The 23,651-nt window shown below is 37.6% G+C and carries 19 protein-coding genes; 15 read left to right on the top strand and 4 right to left on the bottom strand.

The window, feature by feature from the left end:
- Nucleotides 1-318: 318 nt before the first annotated feature.
- Complete coding sequence (locus tag J2756_RS10375; RefSeq protein WP_209585383.1) at nt 319-2,577, top strand: pseudomurein-binding repeat-containing protein; 2,259 nt, start codon at nt 319-321, stop codon at nt 2,575-2,577.
- A 208-nt stretch (nt 2,578-2,785) separates the two neighbouring features.
- On the opposite strand, the gene J2756_RS10370 is transcribed toward J2756_RS10375, so the two are convergent.
- On the bottom strand, nt 2,786-3,229 hold the full coding sequence (locus J2756_RS10370) for an adenylyltransferase/cytidyltransferase family protein (RefSeq protein WP_209585382.1): 444 nt from the start codon (nt 3,227-3,229) through the stop codon (nt 2,786-2,788).
- Nucleotides 3,230-3,616: 387 nt separating this feature from the next.
- Between J2756_RS10370 and J2756_RS10365 the strand changes: the two genes are divergently transcribed.
- Both J2756_RS10365 and J2756_RS10360 read left to right on the top strand, forming a co-directional pair.
- A complete protein-coding gene (locus J2756_RS10365) occupies nt 3,617-5,188 on the top strand; it encodes a flippase (protein WP_209585381.1) in 1,572 nt (523 codons plus the stop codon).
- Nucleotides 5,189-5,594: 406 nt separating this feature from the next.
- Nucleotides 5,595-6,836, top strand: a complete 1,242-nt coding sequence (locus J2756_RS10360; RefSeq protein ID WP_209585380.1) for a putative PEP-binding protein — start codon at nt 5,595-5,597, stop codon at nt 6,834-6,836.
- 65 nt (nt 6,837-6,901) lie between these two features.
- Here J2756_RS10360 and hisA read toward each other — a convergent pair whose 3' ends face one another.
- Both hisA and J2756_RS10350 read right to left on the bottom strand, forming a co-directional pair.
- Nucleotides 6,902-7,645: a 1-(5-phosphoribosyl)-5-[(5-phosphoribosylamino)methylideneamino]imidazole-4-carboxamide isomerase gene (hisA, locus tag J2756_RS10355; RefSeq protein ID WP_209585379.1), complete on the bottom strand. Its 744-nt coding sequence runs from the start codon at nt 7,643-7,645 to the stop codon at nt 6,902-6,904.
- Between the two features lie 142 nt (nt 7,646-7,787).
- Entirely contained in the window at nt 7,788-8,780 is a 993-nt protein-coding gene (locus J2756_RS10350) for a DMT family transporter (RefSeq protein ID WP_342593137.1), read from the bottom strand.
- A gap of 288 nt (nt 8,781-9,068) precedes the next feature.
- Between J2756_RS10350 and truA the strand changes: the two genes are divergently transcribed.
- From truA to J2756_RS10320, 6 genes are all read left to right on the top strand, one after another.
- On the top strand, nt 9,069-9,887 hold the full coding sequence (gene truA, locus J2756_RS10345; RefSeq protein ID WP_209585378.1) for a tRNA pseudouridine(38-40) synthase TruA: 819 nt from the start codon (nt 9,069-9,071) through the stop codon (nt 9,885-9,887).
- 214 nt (nt 9,888-10,101) lie between these two features.
- Nucleotides 10,102-11,538: a DUF460 domain-containing protein gene (locus J2756_RS10340; RefSeq protein WP_209585376.1), complete on the top strand. Its 1,437-nt coding sequence runs from the start codon at nt 10,102-10,104 to the stop codon at nt 11,536-11,538.
- Between the two features lie 73 nt (nt 11,539-11,611).
- The gene (gene wecB / locus J2756_RS10335) at nt 11,612-12,928 is read left to right on the top strand and encodes a non-hydrolyzing UDP-N-acetylglucosamine 2-epimerase (protein WP_209585374.1); all 1,317 of its coding nucleotides are present in this window, start codon (nt 11,612-11,614) and stop codon (nt 12,926-12,928) included.
- Between the two features lie 69 nt (nt 12,929-12,997).
- Nucleotides 12,998-14,113, top strand: a complete 1,116-nt coding sequence (locus tag J2756_RS10330; RefSeq protein ID WP_209585372.1) for an ATP-grasp domain-containing protein — start codon at nt 12,998-13,000, stop codon at nt 14,111-14,113.
- A gap of 282 nt (nt 14,114-14,395) precedes the next feature.
- On the top strand, nt 14,396-15,421 hold the full coding sequence (locus tag J2756_RS10325; protein WP_209585369.1) for a hydantoinase/oxoprolinase family protein: 1,026 nt from the start codon (nt 14,396-14,398) through the stop codon (nt 15,419-15,421).
- 276 nt (nt 15,422-15,697) lie between these two features.
- The gene (locus J2756_RS10320) at nt 15,698-16,381 is read left to right on the top strand and encodes a hypothetical protein (RefSeq protein WP_209585368.1); all 684 of its coding nucleotides are present in this window, start codon (nt 15,698-15,700) and stop codon (nt 16,379-16,381) included.
- 296 nt (nt 16,382-16,677) lie between these two features.
- Here J2756_RS10320 and J2756_RS10315 read toward each other — a convergent pair whose 3' ends face one another.
- Nucleotides 16,678-17,196 carry a CDP-2,3-bis-(O-geranylgeranyl)-sn-glycerol synthase gene (locus J2756_RS10315; protein ID WP_209585366.1) on the bottom strand — a complete coding sequence of 173 codons (519 nt, stop codon included), beginning with the start codon at nt 17,194-17,196 and terminating at the stop codon, nt 16,678-16,680.
- A 72-nt stretch (nt 17,197-17,268) separates the two neighbouring features.
- Here J2756_RS10315 and tes point away from each other — a divergent pair, with 72 nt between their 5' ends.
- From tes to J2756_RS10285, 6 genes are all read left to right on the top strand, one after another.
- Complete coding sequence (gene tes, locus J2756_RS10310) at nt 17,269-18,759, top strand: tetraether lipid synthase Tes (protein WP_209585364.1); 1,491 nt, start codon at nt 17,269-17,271, stop codon at nt 18,757-18,759.
- Nucleotides 18,760-18,770: 11 nt separating this feature from the next.
- Nucleotides 18,771-19,763, top strand: a complete 993-nt coding sequence (locus tag J2756_RS10305) for a beta-ribofuranosylaminobenzene 5'-phosphate synthase (protein ID WP_209585362.1) — start codon at nt 18,771-18,773, stop codon at nt 19,761-19,763.
- Between the two features lie 22 nt (nt 19,764-19,785).
- Nucleotides 19,786-20,286, top strand: a complete 501-nt coding sequence (gene hacB, locus J2756_RS10300; RefSeq protein ID WP_209585360.1) for a homoaconitase small subunit — start codon at nt 19,786-19,788, stop codon at nt 20,284-20,286.
- Nucleotides 20,287-20,792: 506 nt separating this feature from the next.
- Nucleotides 20,793-21,434 carry an HVO_0476 family zinc finger protein gene (locus tag J2756_RS10295; RefSeq protein WP_209585358.1) on the top strand — a complete coding sequence of 214 codons (642 nt, stop codon included), beginning with the start codon at nt 20,793-20,795 and terminating at the stop codon, nt 21,432-21,434.
- 6 nt (nt 21,435-21,440) lie between these two features.
- Nucleotides 21,441-22,097, top strand: a complete 657-nt coding sequence (locus tag J2756_RS10290) for a protein-L-isoaspartate O-methyltransferase (RefSeq protein ID WP_209585356.1) — start codon at nt 21,441-21,443, stop codon at nt 22,095-22,097.
- Between the two features lie 229 nt (nt 22,098-22,326).
- Entirely contained in the window at nt 22,327-23,601 is a 1,275-nt protein-coding gene (locus J2756_RS10285; protein WP_209585354.1) for a tRNA (N(6)-L-threonylcarbamoyladenosine(37)-C(2))-methylthiotransferase, read from the top strand.
- Nucleotides 23,602-23,651 lie beyond the last annotated feature (50 nt).

The raw sequence follows: 23,651 nt of genomic DNA, 5'->3' as shown, positions 1-23,651 counted from the left end.
TTGAACGATTTCCATATTCCTTTTTAATAAGCTCTAGAATTTAATGGATTTCAAAATTCAGATTGTTATGTTTTGTAGTGGTGCACCTTAAAAAGAAGATATTTTTTCATATCAATATCCTAAAAGGGGTGAAAATAATCTTTAACACCCGTTTCAATTCTCATTTTAATGGCTTTAAATCATTAAAGAAGATATTTGCTCTTGTTTTTCGGAATTTTAAATCAAAAGATTTATATGTTCAAAAAGAGATCATATTACTTGTCAGAACCACATAGGTGTTCATCTGACATTTGCTGAATCATTTGGGGGGCAGTACTTATGAAGCGACATTTGTTGCTTGTAGTGCTATTGCTTTTTGGCATGGTGCTACCCAGTACAAGCTATATATATGCCACCACAGCAAACCAGGAAATCGCAGAAAATATCACGAATGCCAGCAATATAACTGAAAACACAACTGACTTACAGAATACAACTATAATTCAGAATACAACTGCAGAAACTCTAATTAATGAGACTGCAGTTAGCGATGCAGAGAAGAATCAGTCTACAGATAACAACACGAATTCAGGCACAAACAGTAGTAACAATAGTGTTAACAGCAACGTTTCAGTAGCAAATCAAAGTTCAGAGGCAGCAGGAGATGAAACATATAATAATGTCCACGGAATCTGGCTCAGCACTTACGATGTAAGTAAGGTAACTGCTGATGAATTAATAAAAGATGGAATAACCGATGTATTCGTGAAAACAAATAGAATCGAAGCTCCAACATACCAAAGTATACTAAAAACCATCCTGAGTAAGCTCAGTGGTACTGGAATAAGAGTTCATGCATGGATCACATGTTTCGTTGATGCAAATGGAAAATGGATTGATCCTCAGGGTACTTACACCTACAAAGTGAATGTAACCAAAAAGGTTGCATACAAAACAACTGTGAAGTCATGGTACAAATCATGGTATAAAAAATGGTACAAGTATCATGGCAAATGGAAGTACACCTGGAAGTACACCTGGAAATCTAAATCAAAAACAGTAACAAGTTATAAAACGGTTAAAACAACTGAAAACAGGACAGGTTACAGCACAGCATACCAGAACACTTTGATAAATTTCATCAAAGATGTAACAACCAACTACAACATCGATGGAATACACCTGGATTATGTGAGGTATCCTGGAACAGCTTACAAATATTCCAATGGAACCCAAACCCTAACGAACTTCGTTAAAAGGGTGCATGACACAGTTAACTCCATAAAACCAAAAGTAGCAATTTCAGCGGCTTTAATGCCGGAAGGTGCTGTGAATGGTTATTACTATGGACAGGACTACAAACAACTTTCCCAGTATCTGGATTTCCTTGTGCCAATGATCTACAAGGGAAACTACAATGAGAACTCAGATTGGATAGGTGAAAAAGTGGCTTACATAGTAAGTCAGGCGAATGGAAAGCCCGTACTAGCAGGTCTTCAGACCTACGAGTCCGATAAGAATGTTACTCCAATACCCGGAGTTGAATTGAATGGTGATGTCAAATCTGCTTGGAACAATGGTGCATCAGGATATGTACTCTTCAGGTATGGTTTGATCGATAAAAATTTCAACTACACCCCGGCAAACAATGGGAAACCATCAAACAACCAGACCCAGGTAACAAAATTTACACGGGATCAGATCAAGGATGCAGCTTCAAGGGTTAAAACATACGTTGAAACAAATAAAAAACTTCCAAACTATGTTCAGATAGGTTCAGTCCAGGTAGAAATGCCTGAATTCCTGAAACTACTAACAGATGGATTATTAAATATTAGCAAAGGTTCAACAGCATCGGTAACACTGAAAAGTGTGGATGCTCCTTCGAATCCAACAGAAGACCTTAAAAGTGGAAACATTAACAAAACAGAGTATCTTGCAATTGCAAGTAAATTGAGCTCCTTCATGAATGCAAATGGAGCGGCTCCAAACTATGCAGCAAGTTCTCTTGGAAAAATTCAGTTCGAATCATTGGTCTACATGTACTCGAAGATATTGAACTTCTATGGAACGAATAAATACCTTCCTAGCTATGTTTCAATGAATCCATGGAAGAATACAACCCAAGACGACATACCAGCAAGCCTACAGCAGTACTTGAATCCAACAAAAAACTGTCAATCAACAAATGCAGCCATAGTTGCACTTTCAAAATCAATAACAAGCAGTGCAACATCAAGCTGTGATAAAGCAACTAAAATATTCAACTGGGTAAGGGACAATCTCGGCTATAAATTCTACTACAACACCCAATACGGTGCAGTAGGAACACTGAACGCTAAAACAGGAAACTGTGTTGACACATCACACCTAATAGTAGCACTCTCAAGAGCTGCAGGAATCCCTGCAAGATACGTACATGGAAGTTGCACATTCTCAAGTGGAACTGTATATGGACATGTATGGGCTCAGATATATGTGAATGGTAAATGGTACAATGCAGATGCAATAAGCCTAAGAAACACATTCGGAGTTATAAATAATTGGAATACCAGCTCGTGGACGTTAAAAGGTATCTACTCAGAATTGCCTTTTTAAACCTTTCTTTTTTTCTTTTTTTAAAGATTAAACACTTAAATAATTGGTGAAGATTACCCATTTAACTCCATTATTTCAATAATTTCAATAGGTTATCAGCATAAAAAATACTTTAAATATTAATATTAATATTATTGATAATAATAATTTTTAAGGATGGAATAAGATTTGGATTTATGTAAATTGAAGTAAAAAAGGAAAAGAAATTTTAACATTTCTCAAAGATTTTTTCATCAAACTCCATCTTCCTTATCTTCTTTATGATCTTGCAGGAGCTGTCAAGGGGCATTTTTTTATAACCTTCAACCTTCATGACTTCAGAGTTTAAACCACGTTTTTCAAGCTCTTTTTTAAGATCTTCAAGGTTGAAGTTCTGATCTGGACCTATTGCGATTATGTCAGGTTTCAGTTTTTTCACTATCTCAAACATATCTGTTGTACTCCCAAGGTACGCTTCATCAACGGGTTTCAACATTTTCACGACTTCCAGGCGTTGTTTTTCACCCACCACTGGAACCCTCTTTTTTGACCTAACTGTTGCATCCCTTGCAACAACCACAACGAGTTTTGCATCCTTTCCACCGAGTTTCTTGGATTCTTGAAGGTAATATCCATGACCTGAATGTATTATGTCAAATGTTCCTGTTGCCATTACGAGTTTAATGTTTACACCCCAATGTTTTACTGATTCAAGCTTTAAATTTCTGATTTTTCTGTTATCAATATTTTTTTTAATTGTTATCTTTAAACATCTTTCAAAGAATTTAAAATATTTTCATTTGAACTATTTTTCATGCTTTAATTTTTAACTATGTTAAATATTTATAAAGTTTTAAATCAATAAAAACTATCTTACTGTTCAATTTTAAAGTTTTAAAAAAAGAGTTAGAACAATATTTAATCAATGAGTAGATTTTATAGTGAGTACATCTCAATCTTAAATCAGAAACCCTTTAACAATATATTTTGGTTATAAAATGGAAATTAATTTTAGATAGTTTCTTTTTTGTTTGGGTTACATTGTAAGTTGGTAATTATCATGAGTTCAAAGATAGCAAAGGGAAGCTTCGTAATCCTTTTAGGTTCATTCATATTCCGTATCGGAGGATACATCTACCGTTCTTTAATGGCAATTCTTCTTGGCCCTGCAGGGTATGGTATTTTAGGTTTAACCCTGCCCGCTCAGAATGTTCTGATTTTACTTGCTGCAGGAGGTCTTCCACCAGCCATTGCAAAGTACGTTTCACATTACTCTGCAAGGGATGATGAATTCATGGTTCGGCAGGTCATAAAAACCTCCACCAAGATCATGGTTGTACTCTCGATAGTTGCAAGTATCATGATATTCTTTTTGGCCAAACCCATTGCAATAGGTTTTTTACATAAACCTGAAGCAGTGTTGCCCTTACAATTAATATCACTTATAACTCCCTTCAGTGTGATTGTAGGAGCTTTAAGGGGTGTTTTCCAGGGAATGTATGAGATGACCAACATCCTCATAACACGTGCTACAGAACAGATATTCACCATAGCAGGGGCTGTAGTTCTAGTTCTTCTTGGATGGTACGTTGCAGGAGCAGTTGTGGGAACTGCCATTGGGTTTATTGTTTCCACATTAGTGGGAGTTTATATATTCAAAAGGATCACCTTGAAAAGGATATCAAAACTAAGAAAACATGGAAGTCTCAAACCACATCAAAATACAAGCATAACCTGGAGAGAAGAGATTTCAATAGCAAAAAGGCTTCTGATATTTTCCATACCCGTTGTTATAGCAGGATTTGCAGAACTGGCACTCTACGATATTGGAACGTACGTTATAGGTCACTTCATGGCGAGTGAGTACGTTGGTTACTACAACGCAGCAAGCCCAATTGCAAGACTGCCCCTTGTAATATCCATGTCAATTGCAACTGCTGCTCTACCTGCTGCTTCAGAGGCATTCAGCTTAAATGATAAACATCTCCTCAGAACCTATATTTTACAGTCCTACAGGTACGTAACACTCCTTGTGCTGCCACTTTCTGTTGGAACCATAGTCTTTGCAGCACCAATAATAGGCTTGCTCTTCCCAAATCCTGCCTTTCTTAATGGAACTGGGGCTCTACAGATACTCTCAGCAGGAATGCTGTGTTTCACTGTTTACGTTGTCTCAGCCAGCATATGCCAGGGACTTGGAAAACCCAACCTTCCAATGACTGCACTAGTTTTGGGAACCATAATAGATCTGGTTTTAAGCTTTATCATGGTGCCAGTATACGGTATAAATGGCGCAGCACTTGCAACAACCATAGCTGCAGTCTTCATAATGGTCACGGTCCTTGGTAAAACCCTCCAAATGACTGATGCACAGCTTCCAAAGGGAGATTTTACAAAGATAATAATTGCCTCAATCATAATGGGAATTATATTCATTCCTTTCCCAAAAACACGTTTATTCCTATTTTTAGGAATAATTCTGGCCCCATTCATATATGTTTCAGCTTTAACATTATTTGGAGGGCTGAAAAAAGAGGATGTGCATGTGATGTACAAGTTTGGAGAAAAGATGGGCCCTCTGAAGGGTGTTGTAAGGAAATTTGCGGGTCTTTTTGAGAGGTTTGCAACCTGATCCCATTACAGGACAAGGGTTCTCACTCCAATTCATTTATCCACAGTAAATTCATTAAGCCTCAAATCTTTTCCATCCCTATTTCTTTAGATATTTTTGAGTTTTACTTAAAAAGAGTACCTTAATTGAACTCCTATTAAATTATTTCTATTAAATCTGCAGAATTCCTGTTTTTAAATTTTTTTAATGTTCTTAAACTTATAAAATTTGAATAAAAAAAGTTTAAGGGGTTCTTGGAATTCAGATCCCCCATTCAATTATTTATACCAATCAATCAGTTATATTATACATTTCTAGTGATTATTGTAATGATCCCCTATATTTATGGAGAAAAAAACCATTCAAACTCTGTGGATATACTAAATACCCAAAATATTTCTACACCAAAAAATAAAGAATATAATGTATGATAATTCTTAAAGGGATTGGTACAAGTTCTTATATTGGTATAGGGGAAGTTAAAAAGGTTGAAAAGCATGAGGATCTCCTGGCACTTGAGGGGGGAGAGATCGTTGTGGTTTCAAGAGCATCAAGGGACATGCTTTCACACCTCAAGAAGGCAGGGGCAGTTGTAACAGACTACGGTGGAATAACCAGCCACGTTGCCATAGTTTTAAGGGAGATGCAGGTCCCCTGTATAGTTGGAACAGAGAAAGGAACTTCCATCCTAGAAGATGGAATGATCGTAACGGTTGACGGGAAAACCGGCAACATCTATGCAGGTTTCATTGAAATTGAGTCTGAAAGGGAATTTTTAGAAGTCTGCAGACCATCAACCAATGTTAAGGTCAACATAAATGTGCCAGAAATTGCAGCAAGTGTTGCACCCTTTGCAGATGGAGTTGGCTCCATTAGAATAGAGAACATGATCCTGAACACTGGAAAACATCCCTCACTCCTCCAGGAAGAGGGAAGATTAACAGAAGTTATTGTAAAAGGTGTAAAAAAGATTGTTGATGCATTCTACCCAAAACCAGTATGGTTCCGCACATTTGACATACCAACGGATGAACTGAAACGGGTTGAAGGGGGTGAAGTCGAGCCTCATGAATCTAATCCTTTAATTGGACTCCGGGCAATACAGAAGGATCTTCAAAACCCTGAAATTTTATTATCAGAATTTAAAGCTGTAAGGATACTGCTTGATCAGGGTTACGACAATTTGGGAATTAAAATACCCTTCATAAGGGATGTTTCAGAGTACCATGAAGCAAAGAAAGCCATGAAAGAAGTGGGGATAAAACCACACAGAGATCTGGAGGTGGGTGCATCCATTGAAACACCTTCAGCAGTCTTAACCCTGGACGAGCTAATGAATGAAGGAATGGACTTTGCAAGTATAGGAATGAGCGACCTTGCAATGTGCTCCCTTGCGGTTGACCGTAGAGGTGTTAAAGTCGCAAAACACTTCAACTTAATGCACAGTTCTGTTTTAAAAATGGTGAAACTTGTTATCAAAAAGTGCAACCAGTGGAACATTGAAACCTGCATATGTGGACATGCTGCATCCAATGAAACAATTGTTAAAAAACTCGTTGATTATGGAATAACCTCAATTTCCACCAATCCGGACCAGATACTCAGAATGAGGAAGGTGGTTGAAACTGCAGAAGATGATATTCTTCTGAGGGGATTTCGAACCATTTAATTCTAGATTTGTGAGTTACATTCAATCCCTTTAGTTACATTCACCAATTAACCATCTCAATAAATTCAGGATGTTTTTTGATACTTCAGCGCATCTTCAAACTTCATTTTACCCCTGTAAAGTGCTGATCCAATCACAACACCTGCAGCATCAGTTTCACTGAGTTTTGCAACATCTTCAATTGATGTAACTCCTCCAGAATATACAACAGGTATTTTAACTGCTTCAAGAAGTTCAATTAGTGGTTGGGTGTCAAATCCCTGGAGTAATCCTTCAACATCAACGTTTGTGAAGAGTATTCCTCCTGCACCCTTCTTCTCAAAGAGATTCCCAAATTGGGGAGCTGTTCTATCAGTTTTTTCGGTCCAACCCTTAACAACAACCATGGAATCTTTACTGTCAAGTGCAACCATTATCCTTTCACTTCCAAATTCATCTGCAAGTATTCTGACATTTTCAGGGTTCTCCACGGCCATTGTGCCTAATATAACACGTTCAACACCCATATCAAGTAGTTTAACAGCATCTTCAGTGGTTCTTATACCTCCCCCAAGCTGCACTGGTACAGAAACCTCATGAAGAACCTTGCTTATAACTGCTGCATTTCGTTCAGAATCACCAAATGCACCATCAAGGTTTATTATATGTAAAACTTCAGCACCCCTATTTTCCCAGTCTTTTGCAACTTTTTCAGGGTTTTCTATTATAACCTGTTCAGTTCCGGGCTTTCCCTGAACCAGCTGAACACACTTACCATTCTTTATATCCACAGCTGGAATTATGAGCATATCATCCTTTGAAAGAACCATTTTTACCACTTCATTATTTTCATTTTTTAGTGAACTTGATTTGTTATCTTTTAACATCAGTTTAATTTTAAGATTAGAATTAACCTGTAACTTGAATTTTAATTTCTACCAATTAATACTCTTCTATCAAACCTTAAATTTTTCATGTCCCGTTTTTGTAGAGAATGAAAACTCCCAGAAGCATTAAAAGCCCAAATACAAGCTGGAATATGGTGAAAGGTTCGTTCAGTATTGCAAAGGCAAATATGGCTCCGAATAATGCTGAAAGTGAGAACAGGGATCCTGTTCTTGTTGAACCTATCTGCCGGATTGCGAAGTAAACAAGTACAAATGAGAATCCAATACTCACAAGCCCTATAAATAAGAGGTAAGGCACGTGATTCAGGGGAACACTGAAACTGGATCCCAGCACAATGGATAATGAAAGCAGAATCAATCCTCCTATTGAACATTTCAGGGCACTTACAAAGAGTAAATCCCGTTTTCCACTTAAAAATTTGCTCAGACTGGTATCTATACTCCAGAAGAATGCTGCAACTATCACAAGAATGGTTCCAAGGTTACCTGTTAAGCCTGCTGAAAAATTTCCTGGACTTCCATTTACAGCGAGAAACACAGTTCCAGTTACAAGGCAAATAAAACCAAGTATATCCTTCCTTTTCAAACTTTCCCTTAAAAAGAACACTCCAATGAGAATTATGAACAGTATCTCCACGTTCATTAGTAAGGATGCAGTAACAGCTGTTATCAGTTTCAAACCATTGAGGTAGATAATTGGAGCAATCACAGACCCTGAAACTGCAGTTACGAGGAGTATCAAGTAATCCCTTCGTGAAATATGGGTTTCAGCATTACAATCGGCATCTAAAAATGACATTATCCTGTTGTTAAGTGGTGAAAATCGGATTATAAATAGAAAAGCACCGGCAATGCAGTAAACAATTGCTGAAAGGGCTATAGGGTCTAGATCCTCCAGTAAAATCTTGTTAAAGGTGTTCCAGATTCCAAAAAGTAGGGTTGCAACTATTACACTTAAATATCCCCATTTTTTACTCATAAACCTCTTAGAATCACTGGGTATGCAGTCTTTTTCATGAGGATCATCCATTGGGATTCCTGGAACTGAACCTTTCATAGAAACATATTGAATTAAAATGTTATATAAAACAATCATAAAATCTTTAGTTAGTTCGCTTCAACTCCAGATTAAAAAAACATCCTATATCATGAATTATAGATAAAAAAAAGATTTAGATCGGAATAAGATTTAGATATGAATAAAATTATGAAAGTTAGATCCTGCTACTTAAAAATCCTCTGAGAACTAAGATATTTTGGAGAATTATTATAAGGAACTGAAACAAATAAAAAAAATATTTAAATTAACTTAAATGGATTATAATACTTTTTTAAGGGTGATAAAGTGGTGAAAGTGGCTTTGAAGGTAGCTTACATTGGAACAGATTTTCATGGATTTCAAAGGCAGCTCAACTTCCAGACAGTTGAAGGTGAACTTATAAAAGTCTTCAAAAAGGTTGGTTTAATGGATTCACCTGAAAAATCAGGTTATTCAATAGCTGGAAGAACTGATAAAGGTGTTCATGCCCTTGGAAATGTGGTCTCATTCAACACGGATGAAAAGTTGATAGTAAACCAGATAAACGATCTTTTACCTCAAAGCATACGAATTCTGGCATCTGCAGAAGTTCCATCAAACTTCATCCCTAGATTTGCAATAGAAAGACATTACAGGTACGTTTTTATGGAGGATCCCTTCAAAAAATTATCCCTCGACATTGAAAAGATGAAACATGCCTCAAAAATCTTCGAGGGAACTCATGACTTCCATAATTTATCAAAAAAAAGTGAAAGAAGTCCAGTAAGAACCATCAACAGCATTGAAGTATCTGAAAATAATGGATGCATTGTTTTTGATGTTTGGGGAAAGAATTTCCTGTGGAACATGGTCAGAAAGATGGTCAATGTTCTCCTAATGGTTGGTACAGGTGGAATGGATGTAGAAAAACTTGGAACACTCCTGAATCCCAATTTAAACCATGTAATCCTCCCTGCACCTCCAGAAAACCTGATACTCATGGACGTGGTTTATAAGGGGGTTAAGTTCCATGAGGATAGGTATGCAAAAAATAATTTCTTAAAAACTATTCAGGAAGAATACCTCAAGAAGGTAAGGGCTGCAGCTGTTGAAATGGAGATAATGCAAAGCTTGAACCTGGATTAACCATGTGTGTTGTGATACTTGGAAAAAATCCATTTTAAATGGACAACCCTATCTTAAAATATTTTTTTTAAAGCCACTGAAAAATAGGATGATCAAAACCATCAACAAGAAATAATAAGTATTAGATAAACCCATAATAAACATGCAGAGGGATATTAAAGGAATATTCGGGGGAAATTAACTGGTTTATAAGAATATTCATGGTTTAAATCAGATGAAAAATTCAGATACATTTTTAAATGATGAAAAAACCCTTGATGGACAGAGGGGAATAATCGTTGGTTTTGATCCAGGGCTTACAGTAGGCATGGCTATACTGGACCTTGAAGGTAAAATTCTTTTTGTAGGTAGTTTTAAGGAAATATCACGTGCAGATGTGATAAAAAATATAATAAAATATGGTAAAACAGTTTTAATTGCAACTGATGTTTATCCTCCGCCAAAAACAGTGAAAAAGCTTGCTTCAATCCTCAACTCCAGGATACATTCTCCATACAAGTTGATGTCTGTGGAATCAAAAACAGAACTTGTGGATGCATACCTCAACTTAAAAACATCTGCTGATCGTTCAAAAGTTGTATCTTCCCATGAAATATCTCAGAATGCCCATGAAAGAGATGCACTGGCAGCAGCTGTCAAAACCTACAAGGACTATCAGAACAAACTCCAACAGATCGAGAGAAGAGCAGAAAGTCTTGGGTTACCTGCAAATGCTGTGGATAATGTAAAGATAATGGTAATAAACGATATTCCCATAACCAAGGCAATAAAACAGGTTTTAGATGGTATTGAAGCTGAAAAATCCAGTAAGGTTTCCAGTATTCATGGGGGATTTGAAAGAGAATTTCTGGATGTTTCAAATTTCAGGGATCGATCTGGAACCTACGAAGATTCATACGATGCTAAACTGGAACATTATAAGGAAACAGTTTCAAGACTTAGAAAGCAGATAAAATCCCAAAAAAGGACTATAAAAAAATTGAAAGCCAAAAACAGATCCCTTGAAACTGCAGTCACCAAGAAGCAGTCTGAAATATCGAAAATGCAATCTAAAATGGATAAAATGTATTATGAATATTCCAAGGACATACTCCGACGAAAAGAAGTAGCTTCAAAGGTTAATATTATAAAAAATCTTCAAATAAAATATGATAAAGAAAAATCAAGACGAAAAGAGCTTGAAAAGAATTTAAATTTGATCAGGGGAATGGAATCCATTGAACTTTCAAAGAACGTTGTTCCAGTTAAGATCATAGAATCCTTCACAAGAGATGGAATAAACCGTGCATGTGAATACTGGAAGATAAAAAAGGGAGATGTGGTTTTTCTGGTGAGTTCAGAGGGAGGAGGTTCACAAACTGCATCACTACTTATTGATATGGGTGTGAAGGCAGTTGTAACTCAGGATAAAATATCCCACCCTGCTGAGGAAGAATTTGAACGAAATATGGTTCCCATACTCGCTGCAGAGAATCTTAACCTTAAATTGATAGATGAATTTGCTGTTGTAACCTCTGAAGTGCTCAGGGAAGAGATTGAAAAATGGCAGAGCAACATGGAATCCAGGATCCTTGATGAGGACAAGAAAAAACTTTTAAAGGTTATAGATGAATATCGTGCTAAGAGAAGGAGTAGGGAAAGTATCCGTTAAATAATTGGATAAGAAAATAAGTAAATAATAAAAAAATAAGTGGATAATAAAATCATTGTAACAGGGATAAAACATGAAAATAGCAATAATAATAGGTACAAGGCCCGAAATCATCAAAATGGCTCCTGTAATTGATGAAATAGAAAAGAGGGGAATAGATTATATTTTAATTCATACGGGACAGCACTACGACCATGAAATGTCCCAACAATTCTTTGTTGACCTGGAACTTAAGAAACCAGACTTTAACATAGGTGTTGGTTCAGGTTCCCATGGAAAACAGACAGCTCTGATGATGGAAAAAATAGAGGATGTTCTTGTGGCTGAAAAACCTGACATCGTTCTGGTTCAGGGAGATACGAATGCAGTTCTTGCAGGAGCCCTTGCAGCAAGCAAACTCCACATTGCAGTTGGACATGTTGAAGCAGGACTCAGATCCTATGATAAAACCATGCCTGAAGAGATAAACAGGCAGGTTGCAGATGTCACATCAAACTTATATTTTGTTCCAACCGAAGAATCTGCCCTGAACCTTGTATTTGAAGGGTTAAATCCCCATGAAATATTCGTAACAGGCAACACAGTTGTTGATGCTTGTATAAGAAACCTTAAAATAGCCCAAAAGAGTTCAACAATACTCTCAGATCTGGATTTAAGTGGAGACATTCTCACACTCACTATGCACAGGGCAGAGAATGTTGACGATCCTGAAAGACTTCAAGAGGTTATGGATGCCCTTCTGGAACTTGAGGACATCACAGTGGTTTTCCCTGTACATCCCAGGACAGTGAAAACCCTCAAAAAATTCGGTATCTACGAGAAACTTGAAAATGCACCCCACGTGCTGATGACTAAACCCATAGGATACCTTGATTTCCTGGTTCTTCTTTCAAATTCACGCTTCATAATGACTGATTCAGGTGGGCTTCAGGAAGAGGCCATAACTCTTAATGTACCATGTTTAACACTCAGGTACAACACAGAAAGGCCTGAAACTGTAACAGCTGGTGGAAATATTCTTGTTGGTTCATCAAGGGAGAAGATACTTGAAAACCTTAAGGAGATAGCAGGTAATGAATCAGTGTACAAGAAAATGAGTGAAGCAAACAACCCCTATGGTGATGGAAAAGCTTCAGAGAAGATTTTAGATGCAGTTTTAAATGCTTCAAGTTCTGGAAAACTCCAGATAACTGCCCCTGAGTATATAATGAGTCATGCTGGAAGGGAACTTCTCCAGATCAGGGAGGAAATAACAGTATCTGAATTTGAGAATGGTAACAGTGGATCAACCATAAACATAGTTTTCAATGGTAATGAAGCCCAATTTCCACATCCTGATCTTGATTTAAAGGATAAAATGGTTCTTGTGAACATGTTTGACATTAAATAATGGGGATTGTAATATTACAATAAATTCTTTTTATTTCCATCAAAAAAACTTCACTGGAGTTGAAAAGATTTGAAAATACTCATTTTTGAATTTGCAACAGCCATGGGTATGGAAGATCCCGCCCTAACAGCTGAAGGCAGATCAATGCTTTCAGGACTTCTATCAGACTTTGGAGAAATGGGTGTAGATTACCTTCTATCAGAAACATTGGAAGAGATAATACCTGATAATGGAGGTCTTTGCAGACCAATCCTGCTTCATGAGGATCTTGAAACCTGGATAGCTGAAAACATCCATGTCTACGATGCCTGCCTGCCAATAGCGCCTGAGGAAAATCTGATACTCCACGATCTAACCAAGCTGATTGAAGAGGCAGGAGTTGAGGTTGTGGGATCCAGTTCAGAAGCTGTAATGACTTGTACCAATAAATACAATATGTACAAATCCCTTAAAGATTCCATTAAAAATGGTGAGTCAGTTCAGGATTCACTCATAAAAACTGAGAAGGTGGCCTTTGAAGATGTAGATCCTGAAGATCCATGCAGTTGTGAAGTTTACGAATCCGTCTTCCATCTGGATAAAAACCCCCATGAAAAGGGAGGATCTTCTGAAAAAGTCGGGAAAAAAATATTTAAGGTTGTAAAACCGGCAGATGGTGTTTCATGCACAGGAGTTCATGTTGTTGATTCTTTTAAGGGATTATTGGATGCAGCAGAGGATATGAAGAAATTCACACAGCTTCCTTACTTCATTCTCCAGGACTATGTTGAGGGAGTAACTGCAAGTGTCAGCCTGCTTTCTGATGGTAAAAATGCAATTCCATTAAGCTTAAACTTTCAGAATGTACAGTTAAAAAATGGTAAAATAGATTACAATGGTGGACATGTTCCACTTGAACATGAATTATCCCAAAGGGCAATGGAACTTGCAAAAAACACTGTAGAATCCATTCCAGGTTTGAAGGGTTACGTTGGGGTTGATGTGATCCTTGCAGATGATGCGAAGATCGTTGAAGTGAATTCCAGACTCACAACACCATACGTTGCCCTCAGGGAGATTTTGAACTTCAACCTGGGAGAGGCCATACTGGAAGCTGTGCAGGGAAAACTTCCACAGGATGTTTCAATTAAGGGAAAAATCGAATTTCAAAAGATAGGAAATGATTTAACCATGAAAAGGGTTTAGAATATATTTTAAAAGGATTTAAAACAATTAATAAAGCTCTAAAAAATAGGATTTCAAACAATATTTTTAAGTAACCTAAAACCTTTTAAAAAGTATAAAACCCATTAAATAAAAGTCATTGATCCATAAAATTATCATGGTACTACAAATTCAATTATTGAAATTAACATTGATTTTCAGTTGAGAACTGAATTGTAATAAATTAAATTCCAAGTTAAAAATTAATTCCATGAACCATTAAAACCATACAAATACTTATTAAAAACTTTTAGCAGTGATAACATGAAAATAGCAGGATTTGACATTGGAGGAGCAAACACAGACCTTGCAGTTGTTGACTTCGATGAATCAGGTAACATCAAAGGTATCAAAACAGATTTCAAGTACCTCCCAATGTGGATGAAAAAGGATGAGCTTAAAGAGGCACTCATAGAACTTTTAGGATCTGAAGTTGATGAAGTAGATGCAGTTGCTGTGTCCATGACTGCAGAGCTTGTGGATGCATATAAAACCAAGAAAGAAGGAGTACTTGACATAGCAACAAAGTCAGATGAAACCTTTACAGTCCCAGTTGGCTTTGTTGGACTCAATGGAATAATGGATCTTGAAGGGATAAAACAGGATCCTTTAAGGGCTGCAGCTGCAAACTGGGTTGCAACAGCACCAATAGCTGCCAAATTATCTCCAGACTGTATAATGATAGACACTGGGAGCACAACCACAGATATAATTCCCATAAAAAATGGAAAGGAATGTTCAAAGGGAAGATCCGACCTTGAACGCCTTAAAACAGGAGAACTTATTTACACAGGCACCCTCAGAACCAACGTGGCAGCCCTTGTGGACAAGGTGCCCCTTGATGGTGAATGGGTTCGTGTGGCCTCAGAACTCTTTGCAGTAACTGCAGACATTCATATGGTACTTGAAAACATTGAAGAATCAGATTACATCTGCAGCACGCCAGACGGTGCAGGGAAATCCCCTGAAGAATGCATGCGAAGAATTTCAAGGGTTATATGTGGAGATATGGACGTTTTAACCAGGGAAAATATTAAGGAAATAGCAGGATACGTACATGAAGCACAGGTTGCCAGGGTTGCTGATGCACTCCTTGAAGTTTCAAATAGAAACTCCATTGACACAGTTGTCACAACAGGCCTTGGAATGAACATAATCTGTAAAAAGGCATGTGAAGCTGCAGGACTAAAATCAATGGGCATGGATGAAGTTATAAGTTCTGAAGACTGTGTTGTTGCACCTGCCGTAGGTACGGCTATTTTAATGGAGGAATACCTCCGAAATGAATGAAAATTTAGGCTTTAAAGCCCATTTAAATCCCTAATTTATTTTTTTTATTATTTTCAATAAGACGATTTTCAATAAAAATTTTTATTTAAAAAATTAGTTTTAAGCAAACTTTTAATAAGTAGAGTGTTAAACGATTTATCTTGATTTAATTATTAATAAAATAAAAAAAGACAGTGGTTAAACAGGTATAATTTGAAGAAGTATCTTTCATTTTACAAGTATGGCATTGTTACGAATGTACATCATTTATATTGAAATAGTGGATCGAGTGATTTCATGGCAAAATACAAGTTAATCCCATTAATTTTGGTTTTTGTAGTCGCAGCTGTAGCTGGAGTTTTTATCCTTGCAAATTGGAGTGTTAATTCAACAATTGGCACAGATGACACAGGTTATGTTACCAAGGAGGTTTACTCCCATTACACAAATCCATCTGCCAAAATTGCAATTGTAACGGGAATGCACTCCCGTGAAAATGTTTCAAAAACAGTTGTACCCTATTCAATAAAAGCCTATGCCCTCACACACAACGTGGAAATTGTAAATTACAAGGTAACAGTCACTGCCAGTCCACAGGACTTCACAGTAGGTCGTGCAAACGGTGAAAACCTGGTGAATAAATACGTGATTCCAGATGTGGATAAATCAAGTTACGACCTTGTAATTGTCTGCCACGACCATGAAAAAGGTTACGGTGAAGGCTTTTACATTGCAACACCTGTCATGGATTCTGAATCAGTGACCCTTGCTACTGCTGTTCACCAGCTCCTGCCAAGCTTCAACTACTACAAACGCTCCACAAGCACAGAACCAAAAAGCTCCTCCATAACCAAGGTGGACAGTCCCATAGTTTCTGGGGGAACACCCATGTTTGTCTACGAAATTCCAGAATGGGTAGGGAACAGTGAAGCATTCACAATGTCCTACAACCTCATAGATGCATGTTTCAAGGTTTTTTGATCATCTGAATCATTGAAAAACCCATTTATGTGCATATCATGTAACTAACGGTCTGTTTCTGGATTTTTTAACTTCAGAACCATTAAAAACTCATTATTTTTCTTTTTAAACATCCAGAAAAACAATTAAAAAAAAATAATAAGGATAAAAAAGGGGTAAATCTTTTTTTTTATCAAGCAAAGATGCAAAGATAACATCACAAAAATTATTACTAAATAACCAGTAACATTATTAAATGTATTTATAACAATTCAAGTTCATTATTAATATTGTTAAGTAATGTTTTGTTGTTTGATTCAGTACCAAACATCCTTCATACCCAAAAGGTAAGCAAAGATGTTGGCTCCAAGATGTAAAAATACACTTATAACAAGTATAACGATTATCAGCTCCAATGGAATTACAACTACCAATGATGCAAGCACTAAAGCTCCAACAACGAAGTCTAACTGGTCGAGGATTGGTGCAGGTCTTCCCCTGCCAATGTTTAATCTGCGTTTGATGAAACTTCCGCAGGCATCTCCTAAAAGGGCTCCTCCACCTAAACAAAGTCCTAAAAGTATTCCCTGCAGAATATCTCCAGAGATGAGTCCCTGTATTGTTCCGACACAGGTTCCAATAAGGGTTCCAATAAGGGTTCCCCTGATGGTTACACCGTCACCGATAATTCTTCTGCCGTCGCGAAAGTTCCTGTTGAAATCCAGTGGTTTTCCACCACCAAAGGTTAAAGCTGTAACATTAGATAGATATGCTGGTAACATAAAGTATATAGCATAGACTGCTAAATTCAAAACACTGATAATACTTGAGTCCATAGTTTACCTCCGATTTAAAACAAGATTATAATTATGTTATCTATTAAATAAACTATTGTATAGGGTGAGATAATGGTTATAAAGAAAACCAAAAGTCTCTGTCCTCAGTGTCTTAATGTTGTAGATGCTGAAGTTTACGAGGACAAAGACAAAATCATAATAAAAAAAGAATGTAAAGAGCATGGAAAATTTGAAAACACCTATTGGGGTGACAGTGAGCTTTACAAAAGGGCTGTTGAATACGGTGAAAAGGGTAGAGGACTTGAAAATCCTCAAACAGTTGTTGAGGGTGAATGTCCCCAGAACTGTGGGATCTGCTCAGAACATGAAAGTCACACAATCCTTGGACTTGTAGATGTTACAAACAGGTGTAACATGAAATGTCCAGTTTGTTTTGCAAACGCAGCAGTTTCAGGACGTTTATATGAACCTTCTCAGGATGATATAAGGCAGATGCTGCGTAATTTAAGGAATAACCAGCCTGTTCCAACACCTGCAATTCAGTACGCTGGCGGAGAGCCAACTGTTCGTAAGGACATAGTTGAACTCATAAAAATTGCAAAGGAAGAAGGTTTCACACACACTCAGATTGCAACCAACGGAATAAAACTTGCAAAAAATCCTGACCTTGCAAAGGAACTCAAAGAAGCAGGATTAAACACTGTTTACCTGCAGTTCGATGGTGTTACTGAGGAACCATACCTCAAAATACGCGAGAGAAACATATTCTCAATCAAGTTAGAGGCAATAGAGAACTGTCGAAAGGCAGAGCTTGGAATAGTTCTTGTCCCAACACTCATAAAAGGAATTAATGATGATCAAGTTGGGGATATAATCAATTTTGCAGTTCATAACATTGATATTATTAGGGGTGTGAACTTCCAGCCAGTTTCATTTGCAGGTAGAACTCCTGCTGAAGAGGTTGAGGAACAGAGGGTAACGATCCCAGATTTCACAAAATTCGTGGAAGAACAAACAGATTCACAGATAAAGGTTGAGGATTTTTATCCAGCATCATGTGTAACTCCTGTTTCTGAATTTGTTGAAGCAATAGAAGGTGGAGATCCTCAGGTTACATTCACATGTCATCCCCACTGTGGTACTGCAACCTACGTTTTCATAGATGAACATGATGAGGATAAGATGATCCCAATCACACAGTTCGTGGATGTTGACAGATTCTTCGATCTTCTCGAAAGCAGTACAGATGACATAAATAAGGGTGGGATAATGGCAAAGGCCAAGGTCATTGCAAGGGCATCAGTGGAACTTCCAAGAACAGTGGACATGTCAAAATCCCCTGAATCATTAGATATCACCGGAATACTATCCCAAATATTCAAGGAAAGATCCTACGATGCATTGGGACAGTTCCACCATAAATCACTTCTTATATCCTGCATGCACTTCATGGATCCATGGAACTTTGACCAGGACAGGGTTAGAAGATGTGTTATTCATTACGCGGTGCCAGATGGAAGAATAATACCCTTCTGTTCAATGAACACATTATACAGAGAAGAAATCGAGAAAAAATTCTCAAAACCATTAAACGAAAAATAACGGTAGTTGAATTGATAATAGAAACCCCATCAAGGCTTCATGTAACACTGATAGACCTGAACGGTGCCTACGGCAGGATAGATGGAGGGGTTGGCATAACCCTCCAAAAACCAAACCTGCAAATTATGGCGGAAAGCATTGATTCTGGCATTGAAGTGGTCTTCAGTGAAAAAAAGAAGCTTGAAAGCGAACTCATGGATGATTATGCCCTCAAAATAAAAAAAGCAGCTTTGAAGATGTTTGAACACCTTAAAATCAAGGAAGGATTCAAATTTACAGTTGATAAAACATATCCTTCTCATTCAGGGCTTGGATCTGGAACACAACTCTCCCTTGCAGCAGGAAAGCTCATATCAAAGATGAACGGCTTCGATCTAACTGCAAGTGAAATAGCCAGTATCGTTGGAAGGGGAGGCACATCTGGAATAGGTGTTGCAGCCTTTGATAAAGGGGGATTTATAGTTGATGGGGGTCATAATAAGGCTGAAAAGCCAGGATTTTTACCTTCATCAGCATCAGCCGCATCACCTCCACCAATAATAGCCAGACACGATTTTCCAGAGGATTGGAAGATAGTTCTTGTGATACCCAACGTGGAACCTGGAGCCTCTGGAAGCAAGGAGGTTAACATCTTTCAAAGCAACTGTCCAATTCCTGTGGGGGCTGTTGAGAAACTCACACATGTACTCCTCATGAAGATGCTTCCAGCGGTTGTTGAGGCAGATTTAGACTCATTTGGATCTGCCCTGAACACTGTGCAGACAGTTGGATTTAAAAGAATTGAACATAAACTTCAAAATCCCCGTATAAAAGAAATAATGAATTCTTTGACAGTTGCAGGTGCAGCAGGAGTGGGTATGAGTTCCTTTGGCCCAACTCTGTATGCAGTGACAGATACGAATGCCAGGGATATATCGCGTGCAGCAGAAGAATCCATGAAAGATGTTGGCGGTAAAATTATTGTAACAAAGGCCAAGAATACTGGCGCAACACTGAAGAACTGATAAAATTCTTGCAGGTTAAATCATGGAAACAATGGAAGGAAAAGTTTGGAAATTTAGAGACAGCATAGACACTGATGTTATTATAGCCGGCAGGTACCTCAGGACCTTCAGCCTGGACGACCTTGCATCCCATGTAATGGAAGCAGAAGACCCAGAATTTGCAGAAAAAGTCCAGAAAGGAGATATAATAGTTGCGGGCTGGAATTTTGGCTGTGGATCATCACGTGAACAGGCTCCAGTTGCCCTTAAACATGCAGGTGTGTCTGCAATTATTGCAAAATCATTCGCAAGAATATTCTACAGGAACGCAATAAATGTGGGACTTCCAGTGATCATTGCAGATGTTGAAGCCCAGGAAGGTGATGTTTTAAGGATAAACCTGGAAAAAGGTTTGATTGAAAACATCAAAACAGGTAAAAGCTTCCAGATCCAGCCCTTCAAGGATTTCATGCTGGAGATCCTGAAGGATGGTGGGCTTGTTAAACACTACCTCAAAGAGAAAAAGGCAGGATCCATAGAATAAATGGTTATTAGTTATATGGGACTTATTCGAATATTTAAATTCTAAACCCCCTAAATTATTTACTTTTTATTTACATTGAACTTTTTTCGTATCCTTATTTAATATAAACTGATTTTTAAGGAAGATTTTTGGAGTTTATCAGCCCATGATCAACTAGTTACTACAAATCAAAAATATTTTAAGTCAAAGATAAATCAAATATACCATCAACTACAATTACTTATATGTAGCAATGAAATTTTTTGAAATAATTTAATTTAATAAACTACTTTCAATTTAAGAACAACTAAGAAGGAAAATAGTTTAATAATGAAATTTTAGATAATTGAATTTAAATAACTGAATTCAAGAATTAATTCAGAATAGTTCAGTTAAAACGATAATTTTTGATTATTATAACGCATATCACATTACAAAAACAATTGCACAGAATAAGCTAATAAATACAATTTTTATTGAATTAATTGAGGAAATTGAATCGAATTTAAGATAATGAGGAAAAGAAAATGAAATGTCCTGTATGTGCTTCAGAATCATGTGAAATATTAAAATCTAAGGGTAAAAAATCAAAAGAACTTCTTTTACAGTGTAATGAATGTGGAAACATATTCAGAGAAACTGTGATACCAGAAAAACCCCTGGAATGCAGAGTTGTTGTGAGTGAATTTGAAAAATCCCATAAATCCTTCGTTGAAATTTATCCAGACACCATTGTTAAGGTGGGTGATGTTTTTGAGGTGGATGGACGTCCAGCAGAAGTCACATCAGTGGAAAATAAACGGGGAGGCAGAGTACCCAAAAGCATTGCAACTGAAGTAGAAACAATATGGGCTTCATACACAGACATACCTGCAAGGGTTGGTATTTCAGTGGACTACCATGGAAGGATACTTTCAAGGAAGGTTGAAGTTGATAGAGAATTTGAATTCACAGTTGGAGACATCATGAAACTTGGAGACATCCTTTTCAAGGTGCATTCAATGAAAACCCTTGAGAGAAAGATGAGAAAAGGATTTGCAAAGGCATGGGTAATAAAAAGGGTTTATGGAAGGCCAGTTGAAGCTGGAATCCGTTACAACTATGACTTAACACCTAAGATGGTGAACATTCGTGATGATGAGGATGAAGATCTACCAGATCAAGTGTGAGCTGAAATGACGGGAAGAAGAGAACGCCTTGTTGAGAAACTTTTAAATCAGGGCTACATAAGAACGGATAAGGTTAAAAAAGCTATGATGAAAGTTCCAAGGGAGGAGTTCATACCTCCTGAGAACAGATCCTATGCATACGCTGACCAGCCCCTCCCAATAGGAAGAGGTCAGACCCTATCAGCACCCCACATGGTTGCAATAATATGCGAGAAACTCAATCTAAAAAGGGGTATGAAGGTTATGGAGATAGGAACAGGGTTCGGATACAACGCAGCAGTTGTTGCAGAATTATTAGGATCTGAAGGACACCTATTCACAGTTGAACGCTTAGAATCCCTTGCAGAGAGTGCCAGGGATAACCTTGAAAGAACAGGATACTCCAGTAACGTCACAGTTATTTCAGGTGATGGAACACGTGGTTACCCTGAAGAAGCACCCTACGACAGGATTTATGCAACTGCAAGTGCCCCAGAAATTCCAGAACCCTTAAAAGAACAGCTTAAAATAGGTGGAAGACTTATTGCACCAGTTGGATCAGATGATTACTTTCAGGAACTTTTATGTCTCGAGAGGATTTCCCATGATGAATTCAAAACCCGTAAACTTGGAGGAGTTGTGTTCGTGCCAATGATAGGGGAGTACGGATGGCCAGAGGATTGATTTAGGGCTTTAAAATTCATGGGGTTAATTGAATCGATTTTGCTGATTTTTCAATTAAAGAAATTTTTCAACTGGAAAAATAATAATCTTAATGAAAAATATGATTCAAACCTATTTTTTTGGAAATCAGTAAAGATGGATTCATAATTTATGATCAATCAGTTTAAAATAACATAAAAATTATAGGGGATCCCTGGATACCTCAAAAAATTGATAAAAAAGGATTAAAATGAAGATTTATATTGAAACATTTGGCTGCACATTTAACCAGGCAGATTCACAGATCATGGCAGGACTTCTCAAGAAAAATGGTCAGGAACTGGTTGAAAATCTTGAAGAAGCTGAGCTGCTGATTTTAAACACTTGCTACGTTAAACAACCAACAGAACAAAAGATAATAAGCCGTATGAAGAAGATTCAGGACAGATATCCTGAGAAAAAGCTTGTGATCACAGGTTGCATGGTGGAGATAGACCCTGAGAAACTCGAAAAAGCAGCACCCCTTGCAAGCTGGATAGGTCCCCACAAGGTCACATCCACACCAGAAGTAATTGAATCAATCTCAAAGGGTGAAGTAGTTAGGGAAACAGGTTACGGTACAGATTACAAGGTTTGCCTCCCTAAGATACGTTCAAATCCATTAATTCATATTATTCAGATATGTGAGGGTTGTGACGGCAACTGCAGTTACTGCTGTACACGTTTTGCAAGGGGAAGTCTTCAAAGCTACCCCGAAGAGATGATAGTGGAGGAAGCAAGGAGTGCAGTTGAAGAGGGCTGTGTTGAGATACAGATAACAGCCCAGGACACAGCAGCATATGGTAAAGATACTGGAGCATCCCTATCCCATCTTATCAACGAGGTTGCAGGTATTGAGGGTGATTTCAGGATACGTGTGGGTATGATGCACCCAAAGAGCATGATGAATGATGTTGACGGTCTTGTGGAAGCCTTCAAAAATCCAAGGGTCTACAAATTTCTTCATATTCCCATTCAAAGTGGCAGTGATGGGGTTTTAATGGATATGAACAGGGGACACAGTGTTGAGGAGTTCATGGAGATAGCAATGAGGTTCCAAAGTGAAATCCCTGAAATATCCATTGCAACCGATATCATAGTGGGCTACCCAACAGAGGAAGATTCAGACTTTGCAGGTACCATGGATGTGATTGAAAGGCTGAGGCCAGACTTCCTGAACATATCGAAGTACATGCACAGACCTGGAACAAGATCATCAGCACTTGATGAGATAGACCACAAAACCATGAAGGCACGTTCCAAATCATTGACAGATTTAAAATCAGAGATAGGTTATGGGAACAATCTTAAACTTGAAGGTTCAACTCAAACTGTCACTGTAACTGGAAAGGGACGTAAAGGTGGTTATATGGGCAGAACAAACTCATATAAACAGGTTATTGTATCTGATGCTGTGCCTGGAAGTTTTATCTCTGTTGATATAACCCTTGCAAAGAGCACTTACCTAATGGGGATTGTCAAGTAAACTTTAATGGTCCTCTAAATCAAGTCTTTGAATAGATAAAATTCAAGGAA

It is taken from the genome of Methanobacterium aggregans, assembly GCF_017874455.1.
Lineage (GTDB): Archaea > Methanobacteriota > Methanobacteria > Methanobacteriales > Methanobacteriaceae > Methanobacterium_C > Methanobacterium_C aggregans.
This window is presented reverse-complemented; position numbering and strand designations above follow the sequence as displayed.

Excerpts from the sequence above, each read along its gene's own strand:
- J2756_RS10325 (WP_209585369.1), top strand. The coding sequence starts at position 14,396 with ATGAAAATAGCAGGATTTGACATTGGAGGAGCAAACACAGACCTTGCA.
- J2756_RS10365 (WP_209585381.1), top strand. The coding sequence starts at position 3,617 with ATGAGTTCAAAGATAGCAAAGGGAAGCTTCGTAATCCTTTTAGGTTCA.
- J2756_RS10315 (WP_209585366.1), bottom strand. The coding sequence starts at position 17,196 with ATGGACTCAAGTATTATCAGTGTTTTGAATTTAGCAGTCTATGCTATA.
- hisA (WP_209585379.1), bottom strand. The coding sequence starts at position 7,645 with ATGGTTCTTTCAAAGGATGATATGCTCATAATTCCAGCTGTGGATATA.
- J2756_RS10350 (WP_342593137.1), bottom strand. The coding sequence starts at position 8,780 with ATGAAAGGTTCAGTTCCAGGAATCCCAATGGATGATCCTCATGAAAAA.
- J2756_RS10295 (WP_209585358.1), top strand. The coding sequence starts at position 20,793 with ATGAAATGTCCTGTATGTGCTTCAGAATCATGTGAAATATTAAAATCT.
- J2756_RS10320 (WP_209585368.1), top strand. The coding sequence starts at position 15,698 with ATGGCAAAATACAAGTTAATCCCATTAATTTTGGTTTTTGTAGTCGCA.
- J2756_RS10290 (WP_209585356.1), top strand. The coding sequence starts at position 21,441 with ATGACGGGAAGAAGAGAACGCCTTGTTGAGAAACTTTTAAATCAGGGC.
- J2756_RS10370 (WP_209585382.1), bottom strand. The coding sequence starts at position 3,229 with ATGGCAACAGGAACATTTGACATAATACATTCAGGTCATGGATATTAC.
- J2756_RS10340 (WP_209585376.1), top strand. The coding sequence starts at position 10,102 with ATGAAAAATTCAGATACATTTTTAAATGATGAAAAAACCCTTGATGGA.
- J2756_RS10375 (WP_209585383.1), top strand. The coding sequence starts at position 319 with ATGAAGCGACATTTGTTGCTTGTAGTGCTATTGCTTTTTGGCATGGTG.
- tes (WP_209585364.1), top strand. The coding sequence starts at position 17,269 with ATGGTTATAAAGAAAACCAAAAGTCTCTGTCCTCAGTGTCTTAATGTT.
- J2756_RS10285 (WP_209585354.1), top strand. The coding sequence starts at position 22,327 with ATGAAGATTTATATTGAAACATTTGGCTGCACATTTAACCAGGCAGAT.
- hacB (WP_209585360.1), top strand. The coding sequence starts at position 19,786 with ATGGAAACAATGGAAGGAAAAGTTTGGAAATTTAGAGACAGCATAGAC.
- wecB (WP_209585374.1), top strand. The coding sequence starts at position 11,612 with ATGAAAATAGCAATAATAATAGGTACAAGGCCCGAAATCATCAAAATG.
- J2756_RS10360 (WP_209585380.1), top strand. The coding sequence starts at position 5,595 with ATGATAATTCTTAAAGGGATTGGTACAAGTTCTTATATTGGTATAGGG.